At 72.1% G+C, this 25152-nt stretch carries 25 protein-coding genes; 8 read left to right on the top strand and 17 right to left on the bottom strand.

The annotated features are described in order from the left end of the window. Positions 1 to 88 precede the first annotated feature (88 nt). Positions 89 to 826: a DedA family protein gene (locus QSK15_RS31590; protein WP_285797703.1), complete on the bottom strand. Its 738-nt coding sequence runs from the start codon at positions 824 to 826 to the stop codon at positions 89 to 91. Between the two features lie 211 nt (positions 827 to 1037). On the opposite strand from QSK15_RS31590, the gene QSK15_RS31595 reads away from it, so the two are divergent. Beyond that, complete coding sequence (locus QSK15_RS31595) at positions 1038 to 3890, top strand: aconitate hydratase (RefSeq protein ID WP_285797704.1); 2853 nt, start codon at positions 1038 to 1040, stop codon at positions 3888 to 3890. Between the two features lie 392 nt (positions 3891 to 4282). Here QSK15_RS31595 and QSK15_RS31600 read toward each other — a convergent pair whose 3' ends face one another. The 10 genes from QSK15_RS31600 to QSK15_RS31645 all read right to left on the bottom strand — a co-directional run bounded on the left by QSK15_RS31600 (position 4283) and on the right by QSK15_RS31645 (position 14436). Beyond that, positions 4283 to 5536 carry an RNA polymerase sigma factor gene (locus QSK15_RS31600; protein ID WP_285797705.1) on the bottom strand — a complete coding sequence of 418 codons (1254 nt, stop codon included), beginning with the start codon at positions 5534 to 5536 and terminating at the stop codon, positions 4283 to 4285. A gap of 5 nt (positions 5537 to 5541) precedes the next feature. Next, positions 5542 to 5877, bottom strand: coding sequence for a YciI family protein (locus QSK15_RS31605; protein ID WP_377618926.1), 336 nt, complete (start codon positions 5875 to 5877; stop codon positions 5542 to 5544). A gap of 85 nt (positions 5878 to 5962) precedes the next feature. Further along, complete coding sequence (locus tag QSK15_RS31610; RefSeq protein ID WP_030337265.1) at positions 5963 to 6574, bottom strand: GTP-binding protein; 612 nt, start codon at positions 6572 to 6574, stop codon at positions 5963 to 5965. Next, a complete protein-coding gene (locus tag QSK15_RS31615) occupies positions 6555 to 6941 on the bottom strand; it encodes a DUF742 domain-containing protein (RefSeq protein ID WP_030337267.1) in 387 nt (128 codons plus the stop codon). The genes QSK15_RS31610 and QSK15_RS31615 overlap by 20 nt, the downstream gene beginning before the upstream one ends. A 5-nt stretch (positions 6942 to 6946) precedes the next feature. After that, positions 6947 to 7369, bottom strand: a complete 423-nt coding sequence (locus QSK15_RS31620) for a roadblock/LC7 domain-containing protein (protein ID WP_030337269.1) — start codon at positions 7367 to 7369, stop codon at positions 6947 to 6949. Between the two features lie 90 nt (positions 7370 to 7459). Next, complete coding sequence (locus tag QSK15_RS31625; protein ID WP_285797706.1) at positions 7460 to 10018, bottom strand: nitrate- and nitrite sensing domain-containing protein; 2559 nt, start codon at positions 10016 to 10018, stop codon at positions 7460 to 7462. Between the two features lie 124 nt (positions 10019 to 10142). Continuing rightward, positions 10143 to 11759, bottom strand: coding sequence for a prenyltransferase/squalene oxidase repeat-containing protein (locus QSK15_RS31630; RefSeq protein ID WP_285797707.1), 1617 nt, complete (start codon positions 11757 to 11759; stop codon positions 10143 to 10145). After that, positions 11752 to 12669 carry a terpene synthase family protein gene (locus tag QSK15_RS31635; RefSeq protein ID WP_285797708.1) on the bottom strand — a complete coding sequence of 306 codons (918 nt, stop codon included), beginning with the start codon at positions 12667 to 12669 and terminating at the stop codon, positions 11752 to 11754. The genes QSK15_RS31630 and QSK15_RS31635 overlap by 8 nt, the downstream gene beginning before the upstream one ends. Continuing rightward, entirely contained in the window at positions 12666 to 14003 is a 1338-nt protein-coding gene (locus QSK15_RS31640; RefSeq protein ID WP_285797742.1) for a cytochrome P450, read from the bottom strand. The genes QSK15_RS31635 and QSK15_RS31640 overlap by 4 nt, the downstream gene beginning before the upstream one ends. Positions 14004 to 14256: 253 nt before the next feature. Further along, positions 14257 to 14436, bottom strand: coding sequence for a hypothetical protein (locus QSK15_RS31645; protein ID WP_285797709.1), 180 nt, complete (start codon positions 14434 to 14436; stop codon positions 14257 to 14259). Here QSK15_RS31645 and QSK15_RS31650 point away from each other — a divergent pair. Then, entirely contained in the window at positions 14435 to 14683 is a 249-nt protein-coding gene (locus QSK15_RS31650) for a DUF2630 family protein (protein WP_285797710.1), read from the top strand. The genes QSK15_RS31645 and QSK15_RS31650 overlap by 2 nt on opposite strands. Before the next feature lie 44 nt (positions 14684 to 14727). Here QSK15_RS31650 and QSK15_RS31655 read toward each other — a convergent pair whose 3' ends face one another. The 3 genes from QSK15_RS31655 to QSK15_RS31665 form a co-directional block, all read right to left on the bottom strand. Next, a complete protein-coding gene (locus tag QSK15_RS31655; RefSeq protein WP_285797711.1) occupies positions 14728 to 15660 on the bottom strand; it encodes a serine protein kinase RIO in 933 nt (310 codons plus the stop codon). A 197-nt stretch (positions 15661 to 15857) separates the two neighbouring features. Beyond that, on the bottom strand, positions 15858 to 16502 hold the full coding sequence (locus QSK15_RS31660; RefSeq protein WP_030337281.1) for an HAD family hydrolase: 645 nt from the start codon (positions 16500 to 16502) through the stop codon (positions 15858 to 15860). Between the two features lie 65 nt (positions 16503 to 16567). Next, positions 16568 to 17428 carry a carbon-nitrogen hydrolase family protein gene (locus QSK15_RS31665; protein WP_285797712.1) on the bottom strand — a complete coding sequence of 287 codons (861 nt, stop codon included), beginning with the start codon at positions 17426 to 17428 and terminating at the stop codon, positions 16568 to 16570. A gap of 77 nt (positions 17429 to 17505) precedes the next feature. Between QSK15_RS31665 and QSK15_RS31670 the strand changes: the two genes are divergently transcribed. From QSK15_RS31670 to mug, 6 genes are all read left to right on the top strand, one after another. Next, on the top strand, positions 17506 to 18078 hold the full coding sequence (locus tag QSK15_RS31670) for a TetR/AcrR family transcriptional regulator (RefSeq protein ID WP_091403732.1): 573 nt from the start codon (positions 17506 to 17508) through the stop codon (positions 18076 to 18078). Positions 18079 to 18160: 82 nt separating this feature from the next. Continuing rightward, entirely contained in the window at positions 18161 to 19084 is a 924-nt protein-coding gene (locus tag QSK15_RS31675; protein ID WP_285797713.1) for a TIGR04222 domain-containing membrane protein, read from the top strand. Beyond that, positions 19081 to 19899, top strand: coding sequence for an MbnB/TglH/ChrH family RiPP precursor modification enzyme (locus QSK15_RS31680; protein WP_285797714.1), 819 nt, complete (start codon positions 19081 to 19083; stop codon positions 19897 to 19899). The genes QSK15_RS31675 and QSK15_RS31680 overlap by 4 nt, the downstream gene beginning before the upstream one ends. Beyond that, a complete protein-coding gene (locus QSK15_RS31685; RefSeq protein WP_285797715.1) occupies positions 19896 to 20441 on the top strand; it encodes an SCO6045 C-terminal-like domain-containing protein in 546 nt (181 codons plus the stop codon). Before QSK15_RS31680 ends, QSK15_RS31685 begins: the two co-directional genes overlap by 4 nt. After that, a complete protein-coding gene (locus QSK15_RS31690) occupies positions 20426 to 21187 on the top strand; it encodes an SDR family oxidoreductase (RefSeq protein WP_285797716.1) in 762 nt (253 codons plus the stop codon). Before QSK15_RS31685 ends, QSK15_RS31690 begins: the two co-directional genes overlap by 16 nt. A gap of 68 nt (positions 21188 to 21255) precedes the next feature. Next, a complete protein-coding gene (gene mug / locus QSK15_RS31695) occupies positions 21256 to 21858 on the top strand; it encodes a G/U mismatch-specific DNA glycosylase (RefSeq protein WP_285797743.1) in 603 nt (200 codons plus the stop codon). A gap of 87 nt (positions 21859 to 21945) precedes the next feature. Here the strand turns inward: mug and QSK15_RS31700 are convergent, their stop codons facing one another. The 3 genes from QSK15_RS31700 to QSK15_RS31710 form a co-directional block, all read right to left on the bottom strand. Then, a complete protein-coding gene (locus QSK15_RS31700) occupies positions 21946 to 23922 on the bottom strand; it encodes an ABC transporter ATP-binding protein (protein ID WP_285797744.1) in 1977 nt (658 codons plus the stop codon). Between the two features lie 114 nt (positions 23923 to 24036). After that, entirely contained in the window at positions 24037 to 24804 is a 768-nt protein-coding gene (locus QSK15_RS31705) for an enoyl-CoA hydratase/isomerase family protein (protein WP_285797717.1), read from the bottom strand. 46 nt (positions 24805 to 24850) lie between these two features. Then, positions 24851 to 25078, bottom strand: coding sequence for a helix-turn-helix domain-containing protein (locus tag QSK15_RS31710; protein ID WP_007462679.1), 228 nt, complete (start codon positions 25076 to 25078; stop codon positions 24851 to 24853). Between the last annotated feature and the right edge of the window lie 74 nt (positions 25079 to 25152).

Here is a 25152-nt window from a genome sequence, read left to right on the forward strand (position 1 = left end):
CCACACCAACACACCAGCACACAACCGAAGGGCCGGACCCCACCACGGGGCCCGGCCCTTCGGCATGTCCGAAGGTCGGTGCCAGGGGTCAGCGCTCGTCGCCCGCGCGGACCGGATCGAGGTCGTCGGCCAGCGCATTCGACGGACCGCCCGGAGCCACCCCGGCCGACGGACCGTCGGCGGCCACCTCGGCCGCTTGCGGGCCACTGCCGGCGTCGGCCGCCTCGATGCGGTGAGCGCGTCGGCGTAGCCACCAGGTGCTGCCGAGCCCGGCGAGCACCGCGAGGACCAGGCCGGCCCAAGAGATGTCCTTCAGCCAGTGTTCGGCCGCGCGACCCACCGAGTAGAGCAGGTAGGTCGTGCCGAAGGCCCAGACCAACCCACCGGCGGCGTTGGCCACCAGGAAGCGGCGGTACGGCACGTGCAGCGCCCCGGCGAGCGGCCCGGCCAGGATCCTCAGCAGTGCCACGAACCGACCGAAGAAGACCGCCCAGACGCCGTGCCGGGCGAAGCTCTGTTCGGCGCGGGCGAGTTGCGCCGGGCCCAGGTGTTTGGGGAAACGTCTGCCCAGCCGGACGAGCAGCGGACGTCCGCCGCGCCGGCCGATGGCGTACCCGATGGAATCGCCGACGATGGCGCCGAACGCCGCCGCGGTGGCCACCCACTCCGGTTCCACGACGCCGGTGGCGGCGAGCAGTGCGGAGCTGACCAGGACGATTTCGCCAGGCAGGGGGACGCCCATGCTCTCCACGCCGATCACCCCGGCGACGAGCAGGTAGACCACGCCTGGAGGCAGCGCCGAGAGCCAGTGCTGAACGTCGATCACTCGGCACCCCTTCCGATCGGCCCCGACCCTACCCGGCCGATCTGTCGGCGCGGTGCGGTCGTGGGCCGCCGACTCGTGACGCCGGGTTGCACATCTAGCAAGACGGACGTACGGTTTTGTTGGAAGCGGAATCGGGCGGTAAGTGTCACCTAACCTCGGCGGCACCCCGACCGGTGCGACAGACTGCTCAGGACTACTCACGGTCGCTGGTGTGAAGGAGTACGACGTGGCGAGCCTCGACACCTTCGGTGCGAAGACCCAGCTACGCGTCGGAGACGCGAGCTACGAGATTTTCAAGATCGACAAGGTGGACGGCCACGCCCGGTTGCCGTACAGCCTGAAGATCCTGCTGGAGAACCTGCTGCGGACCGAGGACGGCGCGAACATCACCGCCGACCACATCCGCCAGCTCGGCGGGTGGGACCCCACCGCCGCCCCGAGCGTGGAGATCCAGTTCACCCCGGCACGGGTCCTGATGCAGGACTTCACCGGTGTGCCCTGCGTGGTCGACCTGGCCACCATGCGCGAGGCCGTCCGCGAGCTGGGCGGCGACGCCAGCAAGGTCAACCCTCTCGCCCCCGCCGAGCTGGTCATCGACCACTCGGTCATCGCCGACCTGTTCGGCCGCGAGGACGCGTTCGCCCGCAACGTCGAGCTGGAGTACGAGCGCAACAAGGAGCGCTACCAGTTCCTGCGCTGGGGTCAGACCGCGTTCAACGAGTTCAAGGTCGTCCCGCCGGGCACCGGCATCGTGCACCAGGTCAACATCGAATACCTGGCCCGCACCATCATGGAACGCAACGGGCAGGCGTACCCGGACACCGTCGTCGGCACCGACTCGCACACCACCATGGTCAACGGCCTGGGCGTGCTGGGCTGGGGCGTCGGCGGCATCGAGGCCGAGGCCGCGATGCTCGGCCAGCCGGTCAGCATGCTGATCCCCCGGGTGGTGGGCTTCAAGCTCTCCGGCGAGATGCCGGCCGGCACCACCGCCACCGACCTGGTGCTGACCATCACCGAGATGCTGCGCAAGCACGGTGTGGTCGGCAAGTTCGTCGAGTTCTACGGCCCGGGCGTGAGCGCCGTGCCGCTGGCCAACCGGGCCACCATCGGCAACATGTCCCCGGAGTACGGCTCCACCGTGGCGATCTTCCCGATCGACGGTGAGACCATCCGCTACCTGGAGCTGACCGGCCGCGACGCCGCGCAGGTCGCGCTCGTCGAGGCGTACGCCAAGGAGCAGGGCCTCTGGCACGACCCGGACGCCGAGCCGGAGTACTCCGAGCGCCTGGAGCTGGATCTCAGCACCATCGAGCCGTCGCTCGCCGGCCCGAAGCGCCCGCAGGACCGGGTGCCGTTGGGCAGCGCCAAGACGCTGTTCCGCTCGGCGTTGACCGACTACGTGGCCGACGACTCCACCAACGAGCGTGACCTCAAGCCGAGCGTCGCCCGTGAGGAGCTGCCGCGCGGCGCGAACGGCCCGGCCGACGAGGCCAGCGCCGAGTCCTTCCCGGCCAGCGACCCGCCGGCCAACGAGTTCAGCGACCCGGCCGACGAGCCGCGCGACCTGGAGACGGCCGCCGCCGGGGCCGGTGGCCGGGCCACCAACCCGATCCGGGTCACCGGCAGCGACGGCGTCGAGTACGAGCTGGACCACGGCGCCGTGGTGATCGCCGCGATCACGTCCTGCACCAACACGTCCAACCCGCAGGTGATGATCGGTGCCGCGCTGCTGGCGCGCAACGCGGTGGAGAAGGGCCTGACCCGCAAGCCGTGGGTGAAGACCACCCTGGCCCCGGGCTCGAAGGTCGTCATGGACTACTACGAGCGGGCCGGCCTCACGCCGTACCTGGACAAGCTCGGCTTCAACCTGGTCGGCTACGGCTGCACCACCTGCATCGGCAACTCGGGCCCGCTGCCCGAGGAGGTGTCCGCCGCGGTCAACGAGCACGACCTGTCGGTGGTCTCGGTGCTCTCCGGCAACCGGAACTTCGAGGGCCGGATCAACCCGGACGTCAAGATGAACTACCTGGCGTCGCCGCCGCTGGTGGTCGCGTACGCCCTGGCCGGCACGATGGACATCGACCTGGCCAACGAGCCGATCGGTGAGGACTCCGAGGGCAACCCGGTGTACCTGCGGGAGATCTGGCCGAACAGCGCCGAGATTCAGGACGTCATCGCCCAGGCCATCGGCGCCACCGGGTTCAGCGCCGCGTACTCGGACGTCTTCGCCGGTGACGAGCGCTGGCAGTCGCTGCCCACCCCGACCGGCGACACGTTCGCCTGGGCGGACGACTCCACCTACGTGCGCAAGCCCCCGTACTTCGAGGGCATGCAGCAGGAGCCGAGCCCGGTCGTCGACATCTCCGCCGCCCGGGTGCTGGCCAAGCTGGGTGACTCGGTGACCACCGACCACATCTCGCCGGCCGGTGCGATCAAGGCGGACTCCCCGGCCGGCACGTACCTGGCCGAGCACGGCGTGCCGCGCCACGAGTTCAACTCGTACGGTTCCCGCCGGGGTAACCACGAGGTGATGATCCGGGGCACCTTCGCCAACATCCGGCTGCGCAACCAGCTGGTTCCGGGGGTGGAGGGCGGCTTCACCGTCAACCACCTCACCGGCGAGCAGACCTCGATCTACGACGCCTCGATGGCCTACCAGGAGGCCGGCATCCCGCTGGTCATCCTGGCCGGCAAGGAGTACGGCTCGGGTTCGTCGCGGGACTGGGCGGCCAAGGGCACGATGCTGCTGGGCGTCCGGGCGGTCATCGCCGAGTCGTACGAGCGGATCCACCGCTCCAACCTGATCGGCATGGGCGTGCTGCCGCTGCAGTTCCCGGTGGACGTCACCGCCGAGTCGCTCGGCCTGACCGGCACCGAGACGTTCACCATCACCGGGGTGACCGCGCTCAACGACGGCGAGACCCCGCGCACGGTGACTGTCACCACCGACACCGGCGTGGAGTTCGAGGCCGTGGTGCGGATCGACACCCCGGGCGAGGCGGACTACTACCGGCACGGCGGCATCCTGCAGTACGTGCTGCGCCGCATGATCGCCAACTGACGTACCGATGTCCATCAGGCTCCCTCCCGCCCTCCGCGGGAGGGAGCCTGCGTCGTTCACGGGATGGGGTCGTCGGCCCGGTCGATCAGGGCCTGGCGCCCGACGGCGTGAACAATCAACGCAGCCGCAGCGCGACCGCGCGGGCTTCCTCGTCGGTGAGCGGTAGGAACCACTTAACGGCCTGGTCCCGATTCCTGGCGTCGGCCAAGCGGGGCTGAGTCTCTGAGAGGTTCCCGGCGCGGCCCAGGCCGCGCCACACTCCAAAGCTGAGATCTTGGACAGTTTCCGTTAGCTGAAGACGGAAAGTGTCCAAGATTCACCCCGTCAGCCCTCTCCGATGCCCCGACCGGCGTCTTCGGCACGGTCGGACCCACCAGACGCACAGAGCCGTTCTAGGGGGCGAGTTCGGCCGCCCGGTCGAGCAGCGCGCGGCGCTCGTCGGTCGAGCCGACCGCTGCCGCCGCCTCCCGGAACAGGCTGGCCGCGCGCAACCGGTCACCCTGCCGGGCCACCAGATCGGCCTCCACCGCCACCGCGAGCGGGTAGCCGTCCAGCCCTCCCCCGGTGCGCGCGGCGTCGAGCAGGACCAGCCCAGCGGCCGGCCCGTACGCGTAGCCGTGCGCGACAGCGCGGTTGAGCGCGATCACCGGCGAGGGACGAAGGTCGGCCAGCGCGTCGTAGGCCCGCGCGATCGTCGGCCACTCGGTGTCGTCGACCGAGGCGGCGGTGGCGTGGCAGGCGGCGATCCGGGCCTGCCACGCGTACGGCCCGTCGTGGCGTACCCGATCGAGGGTGGCCAGGCCCTCGGCGATGGCGGCGCGGTCCCACCGGTCGCGGTCCTGCCGGTGCAGGGTGAGCAGGGTGCCGGCGGCGTCGCGGCGGGCATCCCGACGGGAGTGGTGGAACAGGAACAGCGCCAGCAGCGCGGCGGCCTCGGACTGCTCGGGCATCAGCCGGTCGAGCAGCCGGGCCAGCCGGACCGCCTCGTCGGCGAACGCCGGTTCGCCGTCGGCGACGTAGCCCCGGGTGAACAGCAGGTACAGCACGGCGAGGACGCCGGGCAGTCGCTCGGTCAGCGCCGGCCCGCTCGGCACCCGGTACGGGATGCCCGCCTGGGCGATGCGGGTGCGGGCCCGGGTCAGCCGGCGGGTCATCGTCGACTCGCTGACCAGCAGGAGGCGGGCGATGTCGGCGGTCGGCACGCCGCAGACGGTCCGCAACGTCAACGCCACCCGGGCCTCGATCGCGAGCGCCGGGTGGCAGCAGGTGAAGATGAGCCGCAGCCGGTCGTCCACCACGTCCTGGCCCACCTCCGGCTCCGGCGACGCCTCCTCCGGCGTGAGCAACGCCAGGTCGTGCAGCTTGCGCCGCTCCACGGTGGCCCGGCGCAGCACGTCGATCGCCCGGTTACGCGCCACCGTCATGAGCCATCCGCCCGGGTTGGTGGGCACACCGTCGGCGGGCCAGCGTTCCAGGGCGACGGTCAACGACTCCTGGGCGCAGTCCTCGGCCAACGCCCAGTCCCCGGTCACCCGGATCAGGGTCGCGACGATCCGGGGGTACGCCTCGACGCTGGCCGCCGCGACGGCCGCCGCCGCGACGGCCGGTGCCTGGGTGCGCATCGGCCGGCGCGGCGAGGTGGACATCGCGCTCAGTCGGGCAGGTCCGCGAACGGGCGCAGTTCCAGCCGCCCTTCGCGGGCCATCGGGTGCGTGCGGGCCACCTCGATCGCCTCGTCCAGGTCGGCGCAGTCGAGCAGGTCGAAGCCCACGATCACCTCGGCGGTCTCCGCGAACGGGCCCTCGGAGACGAGCAGCTCACCGTCGCGAACCCGGACGGTGGTGGCGGCGCTGGTCGGCGCCAGCGCGTCGCCGGTCAGGCGACGGCCCCGTGAGTCGTTCTCCGCCACCCACTTGTCGATGTCGGGCAACTCGGTGGGGTCGGTGTCCGGCTCGGCGTCGCTGCACACGAACATCATGAACTTCATCTGGTCGCTCCCTCGTTTTTCGGGGTATCACCAGCATGACGATCGGCCGACAGCGTTCCGGACACCCTCCCCCGAAAAACCTTGGTCAGTCTCCGCTGGCGGCGCGGCGGCGGGCCTCGCGGGTCTTCATGGCGTGCTCCATCAGCGTGACGAGCACCTCCTTGCTGGACTCACGCTGCCGGGCGTCGCAGAGCAGCACCGGCACGCCCGGGTCCAGGTTCAGCGCGGCCTGCACCTCGTCGAGCCGGTACGTCCGCGCGCCCTGGAAGCAGTTCACCGCCACCACGAAGGGCGTGCCCCGCCCCTCGAAGTAGTCGATCGAGGGGAAGCAGTCGGCGAGCCGGCGGGTGTCGGCCAGCACCACGGCGCCGATCGCCCCCAACGCCAACTCGTCCCAGACGAACCAGAACCGGTCCTGCCCCGGGGTGCCGAACAGGTACAGCACCAGGTCGTCGCTGATGGTGATCCGGCCGAAGTCCATGGCCACGGTGGTGGTGGTCTTGCCTTCCACACCGGAGAGGTCGTCGATGCCGACCCCGGACTCCGTCAGCACCTCCTCGGTCCGCAACGGCCGGGTTTCGCTGACCGCGCCAACCATGGTCGTCTTGCCCACGCCGAAGCCGCCCGCGACCAGAATCTTGATCGCGGTGGGCAGTGGCGTCGCTCCCGCCGGCCGGTCAGAGTGCCCGTAGTCCATTGATTACCGCCTCGAAGATGCTGTTGTCGGGAAGACCGGCCGTGGTCTGCGGCTCGCGGACCTGCACCAGGCTGCGGGCTGCCAGATCACCGAGGAGCACCCGGATGGTGCCCACCGGCAGGTCGAGATGGGCGGCGATCTCGGCGACGGACTGTATGCGTTGGCACAGCCCGACGATCGCCAAATGCTCGGGGCCGAGACCCACCTCGGGCGTGACCTCGGCTCGGGTCGCCGTGACCAGGGAGATCAGGTCGAATGTGCCGGTGACCGGGCGGGCCCGACCGCGCGTCACCGCGTACGGGCGCACCACCGGACCCGCATGGTCATCCACCCACTGATGGTCTGCGGACTCCCCCTGGACCGTCATCGCCGTTACCTCTCGCCGACCTGCTGATCAGTGCCACGCGATGGTGATGCGACGTACTTGCCGACGCGGGTGACCAGCATCGCCATCTCGTAGGCGATCAGACCGACGTCGGCGTCCTCGGTGGCCAGCACCGCCAGGCAGGCGTTGCGGCCGGCCGCGGTGACGAACAGGAACGACGACTGCATCTCGATGATGGTCTGCTGCACCTGCCCGCCACCGAAACGCTTGCCGGCACCTCGGGCGAGGCTCTGGATGCCGGCCGCCATCGCCGCGAGGTGCTCGCCGTCGTCTCGGCTCAACCCCTGGGAGGAGGCCATCAAGAGGCCGTCGGTGGAGAGCGCGACCGCGTGTTCGGCCTGCTTCACCCGGCCCACCAGGTCATCCAGCAACCACGTCAGGTCGGCGCTCGAAGCCGTCTTCTGGGTCACTTCGTCGTCCTCTTCTCGCCCGGCTGTGCGCCGTGTTCGTTTGGGGCTTGACCGTCACACCGCGCGGGAACCCGCGTCATCGGTGCTCGGTCAGGTCGCTTGTGGATCCTCGTCGGTCGGCTCGGACGGCGTCGCCGCCGGGGTGCCGGAGGCGCCGCCGAGCAGCCGAGCCGCGTCGGTTCGCCCACGCCGGGTGCCGGTCTGGTAGGAACTCATCATCCGCCGGACCTGCTCCGGTGGGCGCACCACATCCTCGTCGTCGGTCTCCGACATCGCCGGGTCGTCTCGCAACTCGGGAACGATGTTCGCCTGTCGGACCCGGACCGGCAGGCCGGAGTCGGTCCGCTCCGCGTCGGCGCGCGCGGGCACCGGGCCACCGTCACCGGCCGCGACCGGCTCCGCGTCGCGGGTCTCCGGGCGGGTGCGTTCGACGGCGGGCAGGCCGGTGGGCACGGTCGGGGCTTCCAGGGCTGGCTGACCCGGGCCGCGCCGGGCGCGGGTGGGCAGGTCGGGTGTGCCGGTCGTCGGGGTGGTCCGCTGTCGGGTGGGGAGAACGGTGTCCGCCTCGGCCTCCTCGTCCGACGTCGGGGTGGTGGTGTCGGTGGGCGTCGGCGTCGCCGATGTCGCGGCCACGTCCGGCGCGGTGGTCGTCGGTGCGGCGAGCGCGACCGGTGCGAGGGACGTCGGGCTGCCGCTCTCCGTGGCCGGCGTCGACGGCATCGGGATGGCCGAACCGGCCCGGAACGAGCCCGAGTCCTCCGGGGAGGCGTCGGCCTCGGTGACCAGCTCCAGCGGGATCAGCACGACCGCCGTGGTCCCCCCGTACGCGGACTCCTTGAGCCGGACCCGCACGCCGTGCCGTTCGGTCAGCCGGCTCACCACGTAGAGCCCGAGGCGGGCGGCGTTGGCGAGGTTCAGCTCGGACCGGTCGACGATCCGGTGGTTCGCCGCGGCCAGGTCCTCCTCGCTCATGCCGAGGCCCCGGTCCTCGATCTCGAGGGCGAACCCGTTGGAGACCAACTGGCCGCGGACCTCGACAGTCGTGTGTGGAGGGGAGAACGACAGGCCGTTCTCGATCAGCTCGGCCAGCAGGTGGATGACGTCGCCGACCGCGCGGCCGGCGAGCGAGACCGGCCCGAGCGGCAGCACGTTGACCCGGGTGTAGTCCTCCACCTCGGCCACGGCGCCGCGCACCACGTCGACCATCGGGACGTTGCGCCGCCAGGCCCGACCGGGGGTGGAGCCGGAGAGCACGATCAGGTTTTCCGCGTTGCGCCGCATCCGGGTGGCCAGGTGGTCGACCCGGAACAGGTCCTCCAGCTCCTCCGCGTCGTGTTCGCGGCGCTCCATGGCGTCGAGCAGGGTGAGCTGACGGTGTACGAGTGCCTGCGTGCGTCGGGCCAGGCTGAGGAAGACCTCGCGGACGTTGCGACGCAGGTCGGCCTGCTCGACGGCGGTCCGCAGCGCGGTCTCCTGAACGGCGTTGAACGCCTTGCCGACCTGCCCGATCTCGTCCGTGCCGAATTCCAGCGGGGGCGCCTCGGTGGCCACGTCGACCTCCTCGCCGCGCCCGAGCCGCTCCACCACCCGGGGCAGCCGTTCGTCGGCGAGCTGCCAGGCGGCCTCCCGCAGCCGGTCCAGCTGACGCAGCAGGTTCCGCGCGGTGGTGATCGAGATGACGACGGAGGCGATGACGGCGAGCAGGCCCAGACCGGTGGCGAGCACCAGTCGGACGACGACCATCACGGCCACGCCGGTGGCTCGATCAACGATGCCCTCACCGCCGGCGGTGACGACGTCGTTCACCTCGGTCAGCGCCGGCTCGACAGTGCCCCGCCACTGCTCGGCGCCGATCGGTAGCTGGGTCGACGGCCGGCCCTCGCGGATGATGCTGTCCTGTACGGCGCGCAGTCGGGTGAACGCCTCCCCGCTGACGAGCTGCCGGAAGCGGCGCTCGTCGGCGTCGGCGAGGCGGGTCCGGACCTCGTCGCCGAGGAACCGCTCGGCGGCGACCAGGCTGACGTAGCGGGCGTACTCCGGCCCGCTCATCCGGCCGTTGCCGAAGAGCCCGCTGAGCAGCGCGTCCTCCTGGGAAATCAGCTCCTTCATCCGGTTGAGCTGGATCAGGGCTGCCGCCTCGCCGGCGATCTGCTTGTCGTCCAGGCTGCCGGTCACGTCGTAGATCTGGAAGATCGACTCGATCGCGGTGGTGTACGCCTCGGCGGCGGCGACCCGGTCGATCTTGCGGTCCAGCACCTCGGCCCGGGTCTGCTCCAACGCGTTGACCTGAGCGATCGTCAGACCGAGCTGAGTGTCCAGTGCGGAACTTCCGGCGATGTCGACCTGCCAGTCACGCACCGAGTCGGCGAAGTCGGCGGCCAGTCCCGCGCTCTTGCGCTGCCCGGCTTCGAGCGCCGTCCGCTGCGCGGCCTCGGGGGTGCTCAGGTACGCCTGGGTCAACCGACGCTCCAACTGGAGCTCCTGCAACAGCGGCTCGGTCGGCGCGTAGACCTTGCTGTTGATCACCTGAACACCGAGCAGGTTGAAGCCGTCGCGCAGGGTCACCCAGGCCGCGAACATCCACAGCGCAACCAGGGAGAGCAGCAGGGCGACAACCTTGGTGCGGATACTCGTACCGCGAGAACGCATTGAACCGTCCCAGGCCGGGCGTTGACTCAGCTCATCAACGAATGATCAGAGGGGGCGACGTCCCACCGCGGTGGGGCATCCGGGGCTGAGGCTCTGCGTACGCTAGCAGTGTCCACACAACCCCTCAAGTTGTTGTTTTTGTAGCCTGGTAACCGCAATCCACCACCGATCGGTCCACGCCGGAGGCCCGATCGGTGGCCAACCTGCAGGCGGCGAGCACCGCGGCGCGAACGATCACTGTCGGACAGTACAGCTCCTTGCCGTACCACAGTGGACGGTGGTCCCGGGTGGCGGATTCGTGCAGGTAGGCGTGCCCACGGGCCACCGCGTCGTCGACCCGGGGCACCGTCGTCGGCACCGTCAACAGCACCTGCAGGGCGTACGCGGTCTCCTCGGCGGTGCCGTCCCACCGCCCCCACGAGCCGTCCGGGCGCTGACTGTTCAGCACCCAGCCAGCGGCCCGGTCCACCGCCTCGGCGGCAGCCGCACCCCGCCCGAACTCGGCGAGCGCCAGCACGCAACAGGCAGTGGCGTAGTACGGCGAGGCGTGCCACCGGTCCTGCCAGGCGCCGTCCGCGCGCTGGTGCCCGGCCAGCACCGCGCTCAGCCGGTCGACGGCCCGGCGGTAGCGCGCGTCCGCGCCCGGGTGCCGGGTCAGGTGCTGCCCGAAGGCGTCCAGCACGTGGGCGTTCGTGGTGACCGAGAAGCCGTCCTCCCCCGGCCAGGTGCAGAAACCGTCGGCCGTCTCGTACGCCCACAGGCTGGCCGGGTCCGCCGGATGGCCGAGCCGGGCCAGCGCGTCGAGGGACACCGACGTGGTGTCGGCGTCGGTCGGCAGGCCGTCGCCGGTGGCGATGCCCTGGCCGGTGGTGGCGGCGGTCAGGCTCTCCAGCACGGAGGCCGGCGGGTTGACGGCGATCCCGGCGCGGCGCAGGCCGCTCAGCACCCAGGCTCGCTCGAAGACGGTGATCGGTGCCGGGCAGGGCACCGGGCCGCCCCCGTCACGGATCAACGTCCGCAGGAAGGCGTGTGCGGCGGGGCCGGCGGCCGGACCGACAGCGGTCAGCCAGGCCGCGGTCGCCGCGGGTGAGGCGCCGACCGCGGTGAGGGTGGCGCCGGCGTCGGGGGGTACCGCGTCCAGAAGCTCGTAGAAGTGGGCCACCTTCGGTGGCAGCGTCGCTCCGGCGGCCACCGCGGACCGCACCGCGCGCAACCGGTCCCGGTGCAATCCGATGGGCAGCGGCAACGGTGGGCGGGGCAGCCGGTCGGCGACGGCCCGCTCCAGCCCGGCGAGCCGGTCGTTGATCGTGTCGACCAGCGCCGGAACGATGAGGTCCAACGCGGGAGTGTCCGGCAGCGTCCGGGCGTCGGCGCGGAGCAGCATGTCGGCGAGCGCACCGAGCCCACCGGCCACCGGGGCGAGCAGATCCGCCCCGGTTCGGCCGTCGGCCAGCGCGGCGAGCAGCGCGTCGGTGGCGCTCAACGTCGGCGCCAGTGCGTACCCCTCGGGTGGGCCCCACGCCCCGTCCGGGCGTTGGCTGCGCACCAGGAACGCGATCCGCTGGTGGTGCCCGGTCAGCCAGGGAGCGACGGCGACCAGCCGGCCGGTCTCGTACACCGAGGCGGCGACCTGACCCCACGGCCGCAGGCCGAGCCCGGCGATCAGCTCGCGGGCGGCGTCGGCGACCGGGTCGGCCGCGGTCGCCGCGTCGACGAACACCCGGGTGGCGCCGTCACTCATCGCGCACCCCCCAGAAGTCCGACAGTTGGTAGAAGCCGCCGGTGAAGGAGATCTGCCGGTTGAGGTAGTCCGCCTGGCGGGGGCACCGCTCGGCGAGGGCGGCCAGGTCTCCCCGGGCACGGGCGGTCAGCTCGGCCAGCCGGTCGTGCACCTGCGCCGGGTCGTCGACCAGCGAGAGGGCGTTCAGGTCACCCCACTCGGCGTCGCGCCCCTGGGTGGCGAGGTCGTTGACCAGCCGCAGCACCCGCTGCACGCCACGTCCGGCGTCCAGCAGGTCCGTCAACTGGGCGAGGGTCTTCTCGTCACCGGTGGCGATCCAGTGGGTGACGTTGACGAAGGAGCTGCCGGAGTTGTCGGCGTTGTCCAGGTAACGGTCCAGGTCCGGCAGGCGTCGTCCGGTGGTCGGATCGGTTGGCAGGTTCTTCCAGTCCCACTCCCGGGCCATGGCGGCGAGCATCCGGGCCAACTCGTCGCGCCAGATCGGGCGCAGCCGGGCGAACGCCGGCACGGTGGCCAGCTCGTCGCGCAGGTCGGCCAGCAGCCGGGCCAGGTGCCGCCCGGGTGCCGGCGTGGCGCCGTCGGCCACCGCGAGGCAGTCGGTCACCACCTTCCGGATGTCGTCGACGGACCGGGCGAGGTAGTCGACCTGCCAGTCGGTGGCGAAGACCCAGAGCACGGTACGGGTGGTGATGCGCAGTTCGGCGGCGGTGTGCCAGGGCGCGATGAAGGCGACGGTGGTCGCCACCGAGCTGAGCAGCGCCGGGTCGAACGGCGCGGCGTCGAACAGCTCGGGATGGCCGGCGGTGACCTCCTGCAGGTCGCGTACGCCCCGCACGGCGAGCGCGCACACCCGGCCCTGCTCGGCGATTGCGTCATGGCCTGCCGGTGCCGGTCGCGGGGTCTCGGTCACGATGCGGCCGGGCGCTCGACCGCGGTGAGGATGACCTCGGCACGCTGCTTGGGTTGCAGTGAGGCACCCATCCGAGGGGTGAGGTCAACCGGTTCGCGCAGCCGGAAGCGGTAGCGGCTCAGCATGGTGCTGACGATGAGTTGGGCCTCCAGCAGGAACAGGTACTGCCCGAGGCACTGGTGCGGGCCCCCGCCGAACGGGAAGTAGGAGTACCGGTAGCGCCGCCGGGGCAGCTCCGGCGCGAAGCGCTCCGGGTCGAAGAGCGACGGGTTGTCCCAGAACGTCGACATCCGCTGGGTCACGTACGGGCTGACCAGCACCGTGCCACCGGCCTTGATCCGCACCCCGCCGAGCATGTCGTCGCCGACCGCGGTACGCGGGATCATCCAGCCCGCCGGGTAGAGCCGCAGCATCTCGTCGAGCACCATCCGGCCGTAGCGCAGCTGGGGCAGGTGCTCGCGGCCGACCCGTTCGGCGCCGACCACCTGCTCGATCTCGTCGGTCATCCGCTCGGCCACGTCGGGGCGGGACGCCAGCACCGGCCACAGCCAGGAGAGCAGGGCGATGGTGGTCTCGGTGGCGGTGGAGAACATCGCGACCACGTCGCCGCGGATCGCGTACTCGTCGGGTTCGCTGCCGTCGGCGCGCGGCCGGCAGAGGGTGGAGATGATGTCGTCACCGTCGGTGGGGTGGGCCCGGGCCTGCCGGATGATCGGCAGCACCACCTCGTCGATGGTGCGCACCGCCTCGCGGAACTGCCGGTCGCGGGGCATCGGCACCGCGTACGGCACGGCGGGCATCAGCAGTCGCGGGAGCATCGCGGTGGTGAGGGTGTCCAGCGCGGCGCTGATCCGCAGCGCGTCGGGGACCGAGATCCGGTCGGCGAAGAGCACCCGCATGGTGGTACGCAGGACGATCCGGGTCAGTTCGGCGCCACCGTCGATCGGGCGACCGGTGCGGGCCGGTTCGAGCCACTCGTCGACCGCCTCGTTGATCGCCTCGGCCATCTTGTCGACGAGCGTCTCGGCCCGCTTGGCGGTGAACAGCGGCTGCAGCGCGCCTCGGCTAGACTCCCAGACCTCGCCCTCGGCGACCAGGATGGCGTCACCGACGATCCGGCGAACGGGTCGCCAGAGCAGCCCGTCGCCGTCCCGGATGTAGTTGGCAACGTTGTCGCGCAGGACGCGTTGCAGGTGCTCAGGATGGCTGACCAGGTAGGGGCGGAACGAGCCGAGGTTGAGCCGGACGACCTCACCGCCGGCGGCGTCCGCGAAGTCGACGAGCGCGCCCAGCGGGTCACGGACCAGCGCGGGCAGCGCGCGTCGTGCCGGGATCGTCCGGGGTTCGGTGCTGACGGTGGCGGAGCGCGCCTCGGACACCTGCGACATCGAACCACGTCTCCTCGTCGTCCCGTCGACCTTAGCGATCCACTTCGGTCGGACAGGCTGATGAAACTTTCACCTTCTGGGCCGACGGGAAGCATCTCACCAAACGAGGGGCACCTCCAGACTTGCGGACAGCGCAATTTCCGTCTACACAAACCTACCGGCGTCGATATTTGCGTTTTGGTGAATCCTGAGTGGACACTTAGTCGGACGACGACGCCGGTACGCCGGGCGCCACAGCCCGCGCCTTGCCGACCGGTCCCAGCGACACCGACACCAGCCCGGCGAGGCCGGGGTGGGCGGTGCCGGTCAGTGACCCGGAACGCACCGGTACCCCCGAATCCGGGCGACGCACGGCACCCTGTGCCAGGCTCTCAGGCATGGACGACAAGACCATCCTGAACCGGATCTCCGAGTTGGTCGACGAGGAGCACAAACTGCGGGCCGAGGCCCAGGCTCACGAGTCGGGCACCGAGGGCGAGGCCAGCGAGCGCCTGCGTGCCCTGGAGGAGTCCCTCGACCAGTGCTGGGACCTGCTGCGCCGTCGGCGGGCAGCCCGGGAGACCCACGGCGACCCGGACGCCCAGGGCGAACGCCCCAAGCCCGAGGTGGAGCGCTACCTGCAATAGCCGGCGCGGCGGGTCGGGCGACATGGCCGCCCGACCCGCTCCGGTCAGCGCAGGCCCGCCTCGCGCAGCAGTTCTCCGGTCAACCGGCCGGGGTCGGCCTGCTCGCCCGGGAGGCCCCGGGCCGCGAACCAGGCGGCGACCACCCGCGCGTCGCGGGCCAGGAACTCCGGCCCCTGCGGATTCGCCACCACGTCGACCACCTGCGGCAGGTCGATCACGACCAGGCGCCCCTGGTGCACGAGCAGGTTGTACGGCGACAGGTCGCCGTGCGCGTAGCCGGCCCGAGCCAGCACCCGCAGCGCCTCCACCAACTGGGCCCACAGGTCATGCAGTTCGGCCGGGCCGGGCCTCAGTTGGGCCAGTCGCGGCGCCGCCTCCCCCGACTCGGCGTCACCGACGAACTCCAGCATCAACTCGGTGCCCCGCAACTGCACCGGGTACGGCACGGCGATCCGGTCGTGGCCGGCGCCGATCTCCCAGAGCCGGCTCAGCGCGGCGAACTCGGCCGCCGCCCACTGCCCGGCGATCATCTGCCGGCCGAACGCCGTCCGACCGGCCATCGCCCGGTTCTCCCGGGACCGGCGCACCCGACGGCCCTCCAGGTAACCGGCATCGCGGTGGAACAGCCGGTGCTCGGGATCGCGGTAGCGCTTCACCGCCAGCAGACAGGACCGGTCGGTGTCGGGCACCGCCCGACGGACCAGGTGGACGTCCGCCTCCTTGCCGGTCTTCAGCACACCCAGTTCGGTGTCCTTGGCGGCCAGTTCGGTGACCAGCCAGGCCGGGTGCGGCTGCGGCCCGTGCACGGCGTCGTCCCAGGACGACCAGCGCTCGCCGGTGTCCGGGTCGGGCTCGCTGTCCGGGTCCGCGGGCGGCTCGGTGGGCCGCCCGCGCTTCAGAAACTGCGGTTCGTCGTCGTCGAAGCGGCTCTTGCCGCGGGTCCGGCGCTCAAGCGCCGGAAGATCATGATCGCGCACTGTGGTGAGGTTCCCTTGGTCGAGGCTGAGATAGGCAGCTGGAAGCGACCTGCGAAGACGGCCATGACCGACCCCCTCTCCTCGACCGGGCACACACCCGGGACGCACGATGCGCGGACAATGCTCGTACCAGCACGGCGACCGGTCAACCGAATTACGCGGCCAGCACCCCGAGACGACAACCGGTGCGGGAACACTCAGCGGGCGAGGACGGTGGCGACCGCGGCGATCAACCCGTCCACGGTGCGGCTCGGCGCGAACCGGACGTCCGACCAGGTGCGCCCACGGTGCAGCCAGACGCTGGGCAGCCCGACGGCCGCGGCGCCGCCGATGTCCGCCTCCGGGCTGTCGCCGATCACCCACGACCCCCGCAGCGGCATCCGCACCCGTTGGGCGGCGAGCGCGAAGATTCTCGGGTTGGGCTTGCTGACGCCGGCCTCCTCGGAGATCACCCAGTCCGCGACGTACTGGTCCAGCCCGGTCCGGCGAATCTTGGCGTCCTCGACGCGTACGGTGCCGTTGCAGACCACCACCGGCACCCAGCCGGCGTCGTCGGCGATCCGCAGCGCGCAGGCGGTCAGCGGGTCGAGCCGGGTCTGCGCCACCACCCCGTCGTGCAGCTCCTCCACCAGGTCGATCGAGGGGATGCGCAGCTCGTAGCGGTCCCGGATGGCGTCAGCGAGGTCCCAGCGGTCGGTCAGGCCGTCGGCGTCGATCGACACCAGCCAGTCGATGTCGGTGTGGGGCGCGCCGATGCTGTCCAGGAAGCGCTCACCCCAGCGGCGGAACGGCCCGGCCCGATCCAGCAGGGTGTTGTCCAGGTCCAGCAGGAGCAGTGGCACTCGGGCACCCTACGGGACCGACGTGTCCGCCAACAGATGCGGCGGGTATCGACCTGACGACGGGCTCAGCCAGGCATGGACACCCGCGCGCCACCCTGCTCCGGCAGCCGATCGACGAGCATCGAGTGGGCCGCCCGGGTGGCCGCGAGCACGGCCGGATCCAGCGTCGCCACGAGCACCGCCGTGCCGTCGTCGGCCCCGCGAGCAAGCACCCGCCCCTCGGGGTCGTAGATGGCCGCGCCGCCGTTGAACCGCCACGGGTCGACGCCGCCGACCGCGTTGGCGAAGACCACGAACATCGTGTTGTCCAGGGCCCGAGCGGCGTAGTAGAGATCCCGGCGGTGTTCGGAGCCGGCCAGATACCCGCTCGGGCACAGGTAGGCGTGTGCGCCGTCGACGGCGGCGGCCCGGCCGTGCTCCGGGAAACAGCCGTCGTAACAGATGCCCAGCCCGAGCCGCCAGTCGTCGACGAGCAGCGTGGCACCGCGATCGCCGGGGGTGAACAGCTCCCGTTCGTCACCCCACAACTGCTGCTTGTCGTAGCCGACCCGCACCTCGCCGTTCCGGTCGGTCACCAGCGCCGCGATGGTCCGCCGGCCGTCCGGGTGCCGCACGGCCGCGCCGACCAGCGCGGTGACGCCGGCCTCGCGCGCCGCGACGCGCAGCGGGTCGAGCCGGGGATCCGCGACCATCCCGGCCTGATCGGCGGTGACGTCCGTGCCGGCCGGGTCGGCGGCGAGGACCGGCGGGTGGTACGCGCAGAGGAACAACTCCGGCAGGACTGCCACCCGGGCGCCCCGTTCGGCGGCCTGACGGACCAGGTCGGCGGCGACGAGCGCGTTGCCGGCGACGTCGCCCGGCGTGGGGGTGGCCTGGACGGTGGCCACTGTCAGCGGAGAGCTGGGCACGGTGAGGGGCTGGGTCACCGGGCGATGGTAAACGGCAACATCCCAAGCCGTACGTACGGTTTGCGTGCCCCGGGGTGACCTGCGACGATCGACGTGTGCCCAGAGTAAGTCAGGACCAGCTCGACGCGCGCCGGCAGGAGATCCTCGCCGCCGCCCGGGCGTGTTTCGCCCGGCTCGGCTACGAGGGGGCGACCGTACGCCGCCTCGAGGAGGCCACCGGCCTGTCCCGCGGTGCGATCTTCCACCACTTCCGCGACAAGGACTCGCTCTTCCTGGCCGTCGCCGAGGACGACGCCGCGGCCATGGTCGAGACGGTGGCCCGCAACGGTCTGGTGCAGGTGATGCGCGATCTGCTGGCCCGCGCCGTCTCCCCCGACACCACCGGCTGGTTGGGCAGCCAACTGGAGGTCTCCCGGCGGCTGCGCACCGACCCCGCGTTCGCCAGACGGTGGGCCGAGCGGTCCGCCGCGATCGCGGAGGCGACCCGGGACCGGCTGGCCCGCCAGCGCGACGCCGGGGTGCTGCGCGAGGACGTACCGATCGACGTGCTGGCCCAGTTCCTGGAGCTGGCCTACGACGGTCTGGTGCTGCACCTGGCCATGGGCCGACCGGCCGGTGACCTGGGCCCGGTGCTCGACCTGGTCGAGGAGGCGGTCCGCCGGCACTGACCGCGCGGGCACCGGTCGGTCGACCGTGGCGAGGCTGCTCCACAATGGGGCCGCCGATCCCCTCCGGTGACAGGAGCAGTCGATGATCCTCCATGCCGCGTCTGATGACACCTGGGGCATCTCCGGCCCGACCTTCCTCCGGTACTACCTCGCGGCGGCCATCGTGGTGGTGCTGATCGCGGCGTACCACCGGGTCCGACTCGCCGCCGGATCGACCGGCGCCATGACCGCCGACCCCCTCGGGCCCCAGCAGGTCGCGTACCTCAACGGGGGGCCTCGGCTGGCCGTACACGCCGCGCTCGGCGGGCTGCGCGCCAGCGGAGCGATCGGCGTACGACCGGACCGCCGGCTGACCACCATCGGGTCCACGCCGACCGGGCTCACCCCGCTGGATCAGGCCGTCCACTGGGCGGCCCACCAGCACGTCCGGGTCGGTGACCTCCCGCAGGACGAGCGGGTACGCACCGCGCTGCACCAGATCCGCAACGGCCTGGAGCAGCGCGGACTGCTCACCGACGACGGGCAGCGCGCCCGCGCCCGCTTCTGGGCCACGATCCTGATCGCCCTACTGGGCCTCGGTGTGCTCCGGTTGGTCTCCGGCCTGTTCAACGGTCACCCGGTCGGTTACCTGCTGCTGACACTGGTTCCGCTGCTGATCATCACGCTGGTGCTGCGCCGGGCGCCCATGCTCACCCGGGCCGGTCGATCGGCTCTGCGTTCCGTCCGCCGCGAGCACACCCACCTCGCGCCCGCCTCCGCACCCGCCTACGCCACCTACGGGGCGGCCGGCGCGGCGATGGGCGTCGCCCTGTACGGCACCGCCTCGCTCTGGGCACTCGACCCGGGCTTCGCCGAACAGGCCGAGATTCAGCGCCAGGCCGCCTCCGGCAGTGGCTGGACGGGCGGGTCCGACGGGTCCTCCGGCGGCGGGGACAGCTCCGGTGGAGACGGTGGCAGCTCCTGCGGCGGTGGCGGCGGGTGCGGCGGCGGGGGGTGCGGCGGATGACCGGCCCGTCGGGGGTCGGCATCGGCTGGCGTCCGGAGATCGCCGGCTTCGTGGCCGAACTGCCCGGCCTGCGCTTCGTGGAAGTGGTGGCCGAGGGGGTGCCCGCGTCCGGGCCGCTCCCGCCCGGCCTGACACAGCTGCGGGAACGCGGGGTGACTGTCGTACCGCACGGGGTGCGGCTCTCCCTCGGCGGCGCCGAGCCGGTCGACCCGGCCCGGGTCGCCCACCTGGCCGCGGTGGCGCAACGCCTGGACGCCCCGCTGGTCAGCGAACACATCGCGTTCGTCAGGGCCGGCGGTCTGGAGGCCGGGCACCTGCTGCCGCTGCCGCGCAGCCGGGAAGCCGTCGACGTGGTCTGCGACAACGTGGCGCGGGCCCAGGCCGACCTGCCGGTGCCCATCGCGCTGGAACCGATCGCCGCGTTGGTCGACTGGCCCGACGACGAGCTGAACGAGGCGGACTTCCTCACCGAGATCCTCGACCGGACCGGCGCCCTGCTGCTGCTCGACGTGGCGAACGTGCACGCCAACGCTCGTAACCGGGACACCGACCCGCTGGCGTTGCTGGACCGTCTGCCGCTGGAGCGGATCGCGTACGCCCATGTGGCCGGCGGCGCGGAGCACGGCGGCTTCTACCACGACACCCACACCGACCCGGTTCCGCCAGCGGTGCTGGAGCTGGTCGGCGCGCTCTGCGCCCGGCAGCGGCCACCGGCGCTGCTGCTGGAACGCGACGGCCACTACCCGCCGGCCGCTGAACTCCGCGCCGAACTGGACGCCCTGGCCGCCGCCGCGGGCTTCCCGGCCGTCACATGACCGGCGCGCCCCACGGCGACCCGGCAGCCACGCCCCGCGCCGGGCTCGCCGAACGGCAGGCCCAACTGGTCGCCGCGCTCGTCGCCGGAGGGCCACCCCCGCCGGGGTTCGCGCCCGGCCCGCTGGCCGCCACCCGCGCGGCCCTGCTGCGCAAGCGGGCCGGTGCCGTCGCCCGGCACTGGCCGTTGCTCGCTGCCAGCCTCGGTGCCAGGTGGACGACGACCTTCGCCGGCTGGGCCGGGCGGCGACCCACCGCCGGGTCGCTGCGCGACGGCTGGGACCTGGCCCGCGCGCTGCACGCCGAACGTGCGCTGCCGCCGCCGGCCGCCGAGGAACTGGCCGCCCGGGAGGCACTCCTGCGCTACGACGGGCTGCGGGCGCCGCGTCCGCGCCGGTTGCCGGCGGTGGGCCGCGCCGGCGGGGCCGTCGCGGTGCAGATCGCCGGCCGGGTACGCCTGCTGCGCCCCGCCCCACGGGTACCCACCCGTGCTGGCGACGGCGTGTCGGATGCGGCAGGATCGGCGTTATGGATCTCGGACTGACCGACCGCGTGTACGTCCTCACCGGCGCCTCCCGCGGCCTGGGTTACGCGACAGCGCAGTGCCTGGTCGCCGACGGTGCACGGGTGGTCCTCTCGGCCCGGGACGCGGACGCCGTGGCCGCCGCCGCACAGCAGCTGGGTGGCCCGGAGCACGCCGTCGGGCTGACCGGCGACCTGGCCGACCCGGAGACCCCGGGGCAGCTCGTCGCCGCCGCCCAGCAGCATTTCGGCCGGCTCGACGGCGCGCTGATCTCGGTCGGTGGGCCACCGCCCGGCAACGCCGCAGCGGTCACCGACGAGCAGTGGCGGCTCTCCTTCGAGACGGTCTTCCTGGGCACCATCCGCGCCGTACGCACCGTCGCCAACGCCCTGCCCGAGGGCGGCGCGATCGGGCTGGTGCTCTCCACCTCGGCGCGTGGCCCGGTGCCCGGTCTCGGCATCTCCAACGGTCTGCGGCCCGGCCTGGTCGGGGCCGCCAAGGACATCGCCGACGACTACGGCCCGCGCGGCGTCCGCGTGGTCGGCCTGTTGCCCGGCCGGATCATGACCGATCGCAACCGGGAGCTGTTCGGAGCGACCGGCGACCCGGAGCGGGCCCGCGCCGAGGCGGAGGCCGGCATCCCGCTGCGCCGCATCGGCGACCCTGCCGAGTTCGGTCGGGTGGCCGCGTTCGCGCTCTCCCCCGCCGCGAGCTACCTCACCGGGATCACAGTGCCGGTCGACGGCGGCGCGCTACGCGGGCTGTGACCCCCGACAAGGCCCGGCTCTCCCGGGCCGACCTGGCGGCCGGGACGACCCGGCCGACCCAGAGCGACCTGGCGGCCGGGACGACCCGACCGACCCAGAGCGACCTGCCGGCCGGGACGACCCGGCCGACCCGGGCGGAGCTGGCGGCGGCCACTGACCGGACCATCCCCGACGTCCTCGGGCCAGGGCTGGCGGTGCTCTTCGTCGGCATCAACCCCGGCCTCTGGTCGGCTGCCACCGGCTGGCACTTCGCCCGGCCCGGCAACCGGTTCTGGCCCGCCCTGCACCGGGGCGGGTTCACTCCCCGACTGCTGCACCCCAGCGAACAGAACGAGCTGCCCGCGCTCGGGCTCGGCATCACCAACATGGCCGCCCGGGCCAGCGCCCGCGCCGACGAGCTGAGCACCGAGGAACTCCTCGACGGCGCGGCGATCCTGACCGACAAGGTGGCCCGGTACCGGCCGCGTTGGGTGGCGGTGGTGGGGGTGACCGCGTACCGGATCGGTTTCCAACGGCCCAAGGCCACCTTCGGGCCGCAACCGGAGTCGTTGGCCGGGGCGCGGCTGTGGGTGCTGCCCAACCCGAGCGGCCTGAACGCCCACTTCACCCCGGTCACCCTGGGCCTGGCGTTCGCCGAGTTACGGGCGGCGACCGAGGTACCCGTCCCTTGATCGACTCGGTTTTCAGGAAGTCGGGCGGTCAACGCGACCAGGACACCCCGACTTCCAGGAACCCGTGTCGATCAAAGCCGGCAGGCGTCAGTTGGCGGCGGCGGGCGGCAGGGCCTCGTCGGCGACGTACGTGCCCAGTGGCATGACCACCGGCTCGGGGCCGGTCGCGTCGACGAACGGGCTGGGCGAGTCGGCGACAGCGAACTGGGTCCGGTACAGCTCGGCGTAGAGCCCGCCGACGGCCACCAGTTCGTCGTGTCGCCCCCGCTCGACGATCCGCCCGCCATCGAGAACGAGGATCTGGTCGGCGTCGCGCACGGTGGAGAGCCGGTGCGCGATCACCAGGGCGGTCCGCCCGGTCAGCGCCACCGACAGCGCACGCTGCACCGCCGCCTCGCTCTCCGAATCCAGGTGTGCGGTCGCCTCGTCGAGGATCACGATCGACGGGGCCTTGAGCAGCAGTCGGGCAATGGCGATGCGCTGCTTCTCGCCGCCGGAGAACCGGTAGCCGCGCTCCCCCACAGTGGTGTCCAGCCCGTCGGGCAGCGACCGGACCAGGTCGGCGACCTGCGCTCCGGCCAGCGCGGCCCAGATCTCGTCGTCGGTGGCGTCCGGCTTGGCGTAGCGCAGGTTCTCGGCGATCGTCTCGTGGAACAGGTGCGAATCCTGGGTGACCACACCGATCTCGTCGCGCAGGGAGGCGAGCGTCGCGTCGCGCACGTCCACCCCGCCGACCAGCACCTGCCCGTCGCTGACGTCGTAGATCCGGGAGATGAGCATCGACAGCGTCGACTTGCCCGCCCCGGACGGGCCGACCAGCGCGACCATCTGCCCCGGCTCGACGCTGAACGAGACGCCCTTGAGCACCGGTTCGTTGATCGTCCGGTCGAGGGTGGCGACCTCCTCCAGCGAGGCGAGGGAGATCTCGGCGGCGCTCGGGTAGCGGAACCGCACGTCGCGGAAGTCGACCCGGCCGCTGCCACGCGGCACCGCCACGGCGTCGGGCTTCTCCACGATGCCCGGCTTGAGGTCGAGCACCTCGAAGACCCGATCGAAGGAGACCAGCGCGCTCATCACGTCCACCCGGACGTTGGAGAGCGCGGTGAGCGGACCGTACAGGCGGGTGAGCAGCAACGCGAGGGTCACCACGGTGCCCGCACTGACACCGCCGGTCACTGCGAGCCAGCCGCCGAGGCCGTAGGTCAGCGCCTGCGCCAGCGAGGCGACCAGCAGCATCGCCACGAAGAAGGTGCGGGAGTACATGGCGGACTGGATGCCGATGTCACGGACCCGCTCGGCCCGGTCGGCAAACCGGCGGGCCTCGATCTCGGGCTGACCGAAGAGCTTCACCAGCAGCGCGCCGGCCACCCCGAACCGTTCGGTCATGGTCGCGTTCATCTTGGCGTCGAGGTTGTACGACTCCCGGGTGATCTCGGCCAGCCGCCGACCGACCCGGCGGGCCGGAATGATGAAGATGGGGAGCAGCACCAGCGAGAGCGCGGTGATCTGCCAGGAGAGCGTGAACATCACCGCCGCGGTGAGCACCAGCTGGATGACGTTGCTGACCACGCCGGACAACGTCGAGGTGAACGCCCGCTGGGCGCCGAGCACGTCGTTGTTGAGCCTGCTGACCAGCGCCCCGGTCTGGGTACGGGTGAAGAACTGCAACGGCATCCGCTGCACGTGGTCGTAGACCCGGGTGCGCAGGTTGAAGATGATGCCCTCGCCGATCCGGGCGGAATACCACCGTTGGGCCAGTGAGAGCAGTGCGTCGGCGACCGCCAGCGCGGCGATGAACAGGGCCAGCCGCACCACGAGTCGGCCGGCCTCGTCGCCGCCCTGGTTGATCGCGTTGATGACGTCGCCGGCGAGCACCGGTGTGGCCACGCCGATGACGGCGGCCAGCACCACGGTGACCAGGAAGATGACGATGTCCCGCCGATAGGGACGCGCGAAGGCCACGATGCGTCGGGCCACCCCCCGCTTGAGGCGGTGGGTGGAGACCTCGTCGCTGTTGCGCATCGACCGGAGCATGCTCCACCCGGCCATGCCGCCGCCGGACATCGGGTTGGACATCGCTCACCTCCGGGTTGCCGGGCAGACCGCACCGTCAGGTCAATTCTCCCGACGAGTGTGACAACCCCAGCCGTAACCCGGATCTTCCCGTGCGGTCCTTACCTATTCTCCAGTGCCGGCGAGGTCACGCAGCCGACGGGTCTGCGCCTCCCGCTCGGCGCGCTGCTGGTCGGCGTGCGACCGCCCGGCCGCGCCGGCGAGCAACGCCTTGATCTCCACCACCGCGTCGCGGGCTCCGGAGAGCAGGCCGGCGGTCAGGTCCCGCACCGCGCCGTCCAGCTCAGCCGGCGGCACGACCAGGGTGGCCAGGCCGATCCGGTCCGCCTCGGCGGCGTCCAGCCGGCGACCGGTCGCACAGATCTCCAACGCCCGCGCGTAGCCGATCAGCTCGACGAGGCGCTTCGTGCCGGCCAGGTCGGGCACCAGGCCAAGGGTCACCTCGGCCATCGAAAGCTTCGCGTCAGCGGAGAGCACCCGCAGGTCACACGCGAGCGCGAGCTGGAAGCCGGCGCCGATGGCATGACCCTGCACGGCCGCGACGGAGATCACGTCCGGCCGGTGCAGCCAGGTGAAACCGGCCTGGAACTCCGCGATGCGCTCGGCGCACTCCTGCTCGGACAGCGTGGCCAACTCGGCGAACGACCCCGGACCGGAGGCACCCGCCACCGCGAGATCGAGGCCGGCCGAGAACGCCCGACCCTCACCCCGGACCACCACCACCCGGACATCGCCGGGCAGGTCACGGGAAAAGTCGCTCATCGCTCGCCACATCGCGGGCGTCTGGGCGTTGAGCACGTCGGGCCGGCACAACGTCACCGTGGCGACCGGCCCGTCGCAGGTCAGCCGAACCCCGGTCGCCTCGGCGGTCACCGGACGTCCCGGGGCGCGGCGCTGATGGACGACGCTGGGGGGCGGGTCACGCCTTCTTGCGGCGCCGGGCACCACCGCGCTGACGCAGCTGCACGCCGGACTCGGTGAGCACTCGGTGGATGAACCCGTAGGAACGGCCGGTCGAGGCCGCCAACGCGCGGATGCTCTCCCCCGAGGTGTACCGCTTTACCAGGTCCTTGGCGAGCGTCTGACGCTCGGCTCCGACGATCCGGCGACCCTTCTCAGTGCTGGTGGCTGTGCCAGTGGCTGCCATGCTGTGTCCTCACGTCCCAGACTGTGCGGTTCGGATACGGTCCCACCTATTAGACCGCCTCGGACGATCATGCG

This window comes from Micromonospora sp. NBRC 107095 (assembly GCF_030269705.1).
Classification (GTDB): domain Bacteria; phylum Actinomycetota; class Actinomycetes; order Mycobacteriales; family Micromonosporaceae; genus Micromonospora; species Micromonospora parva.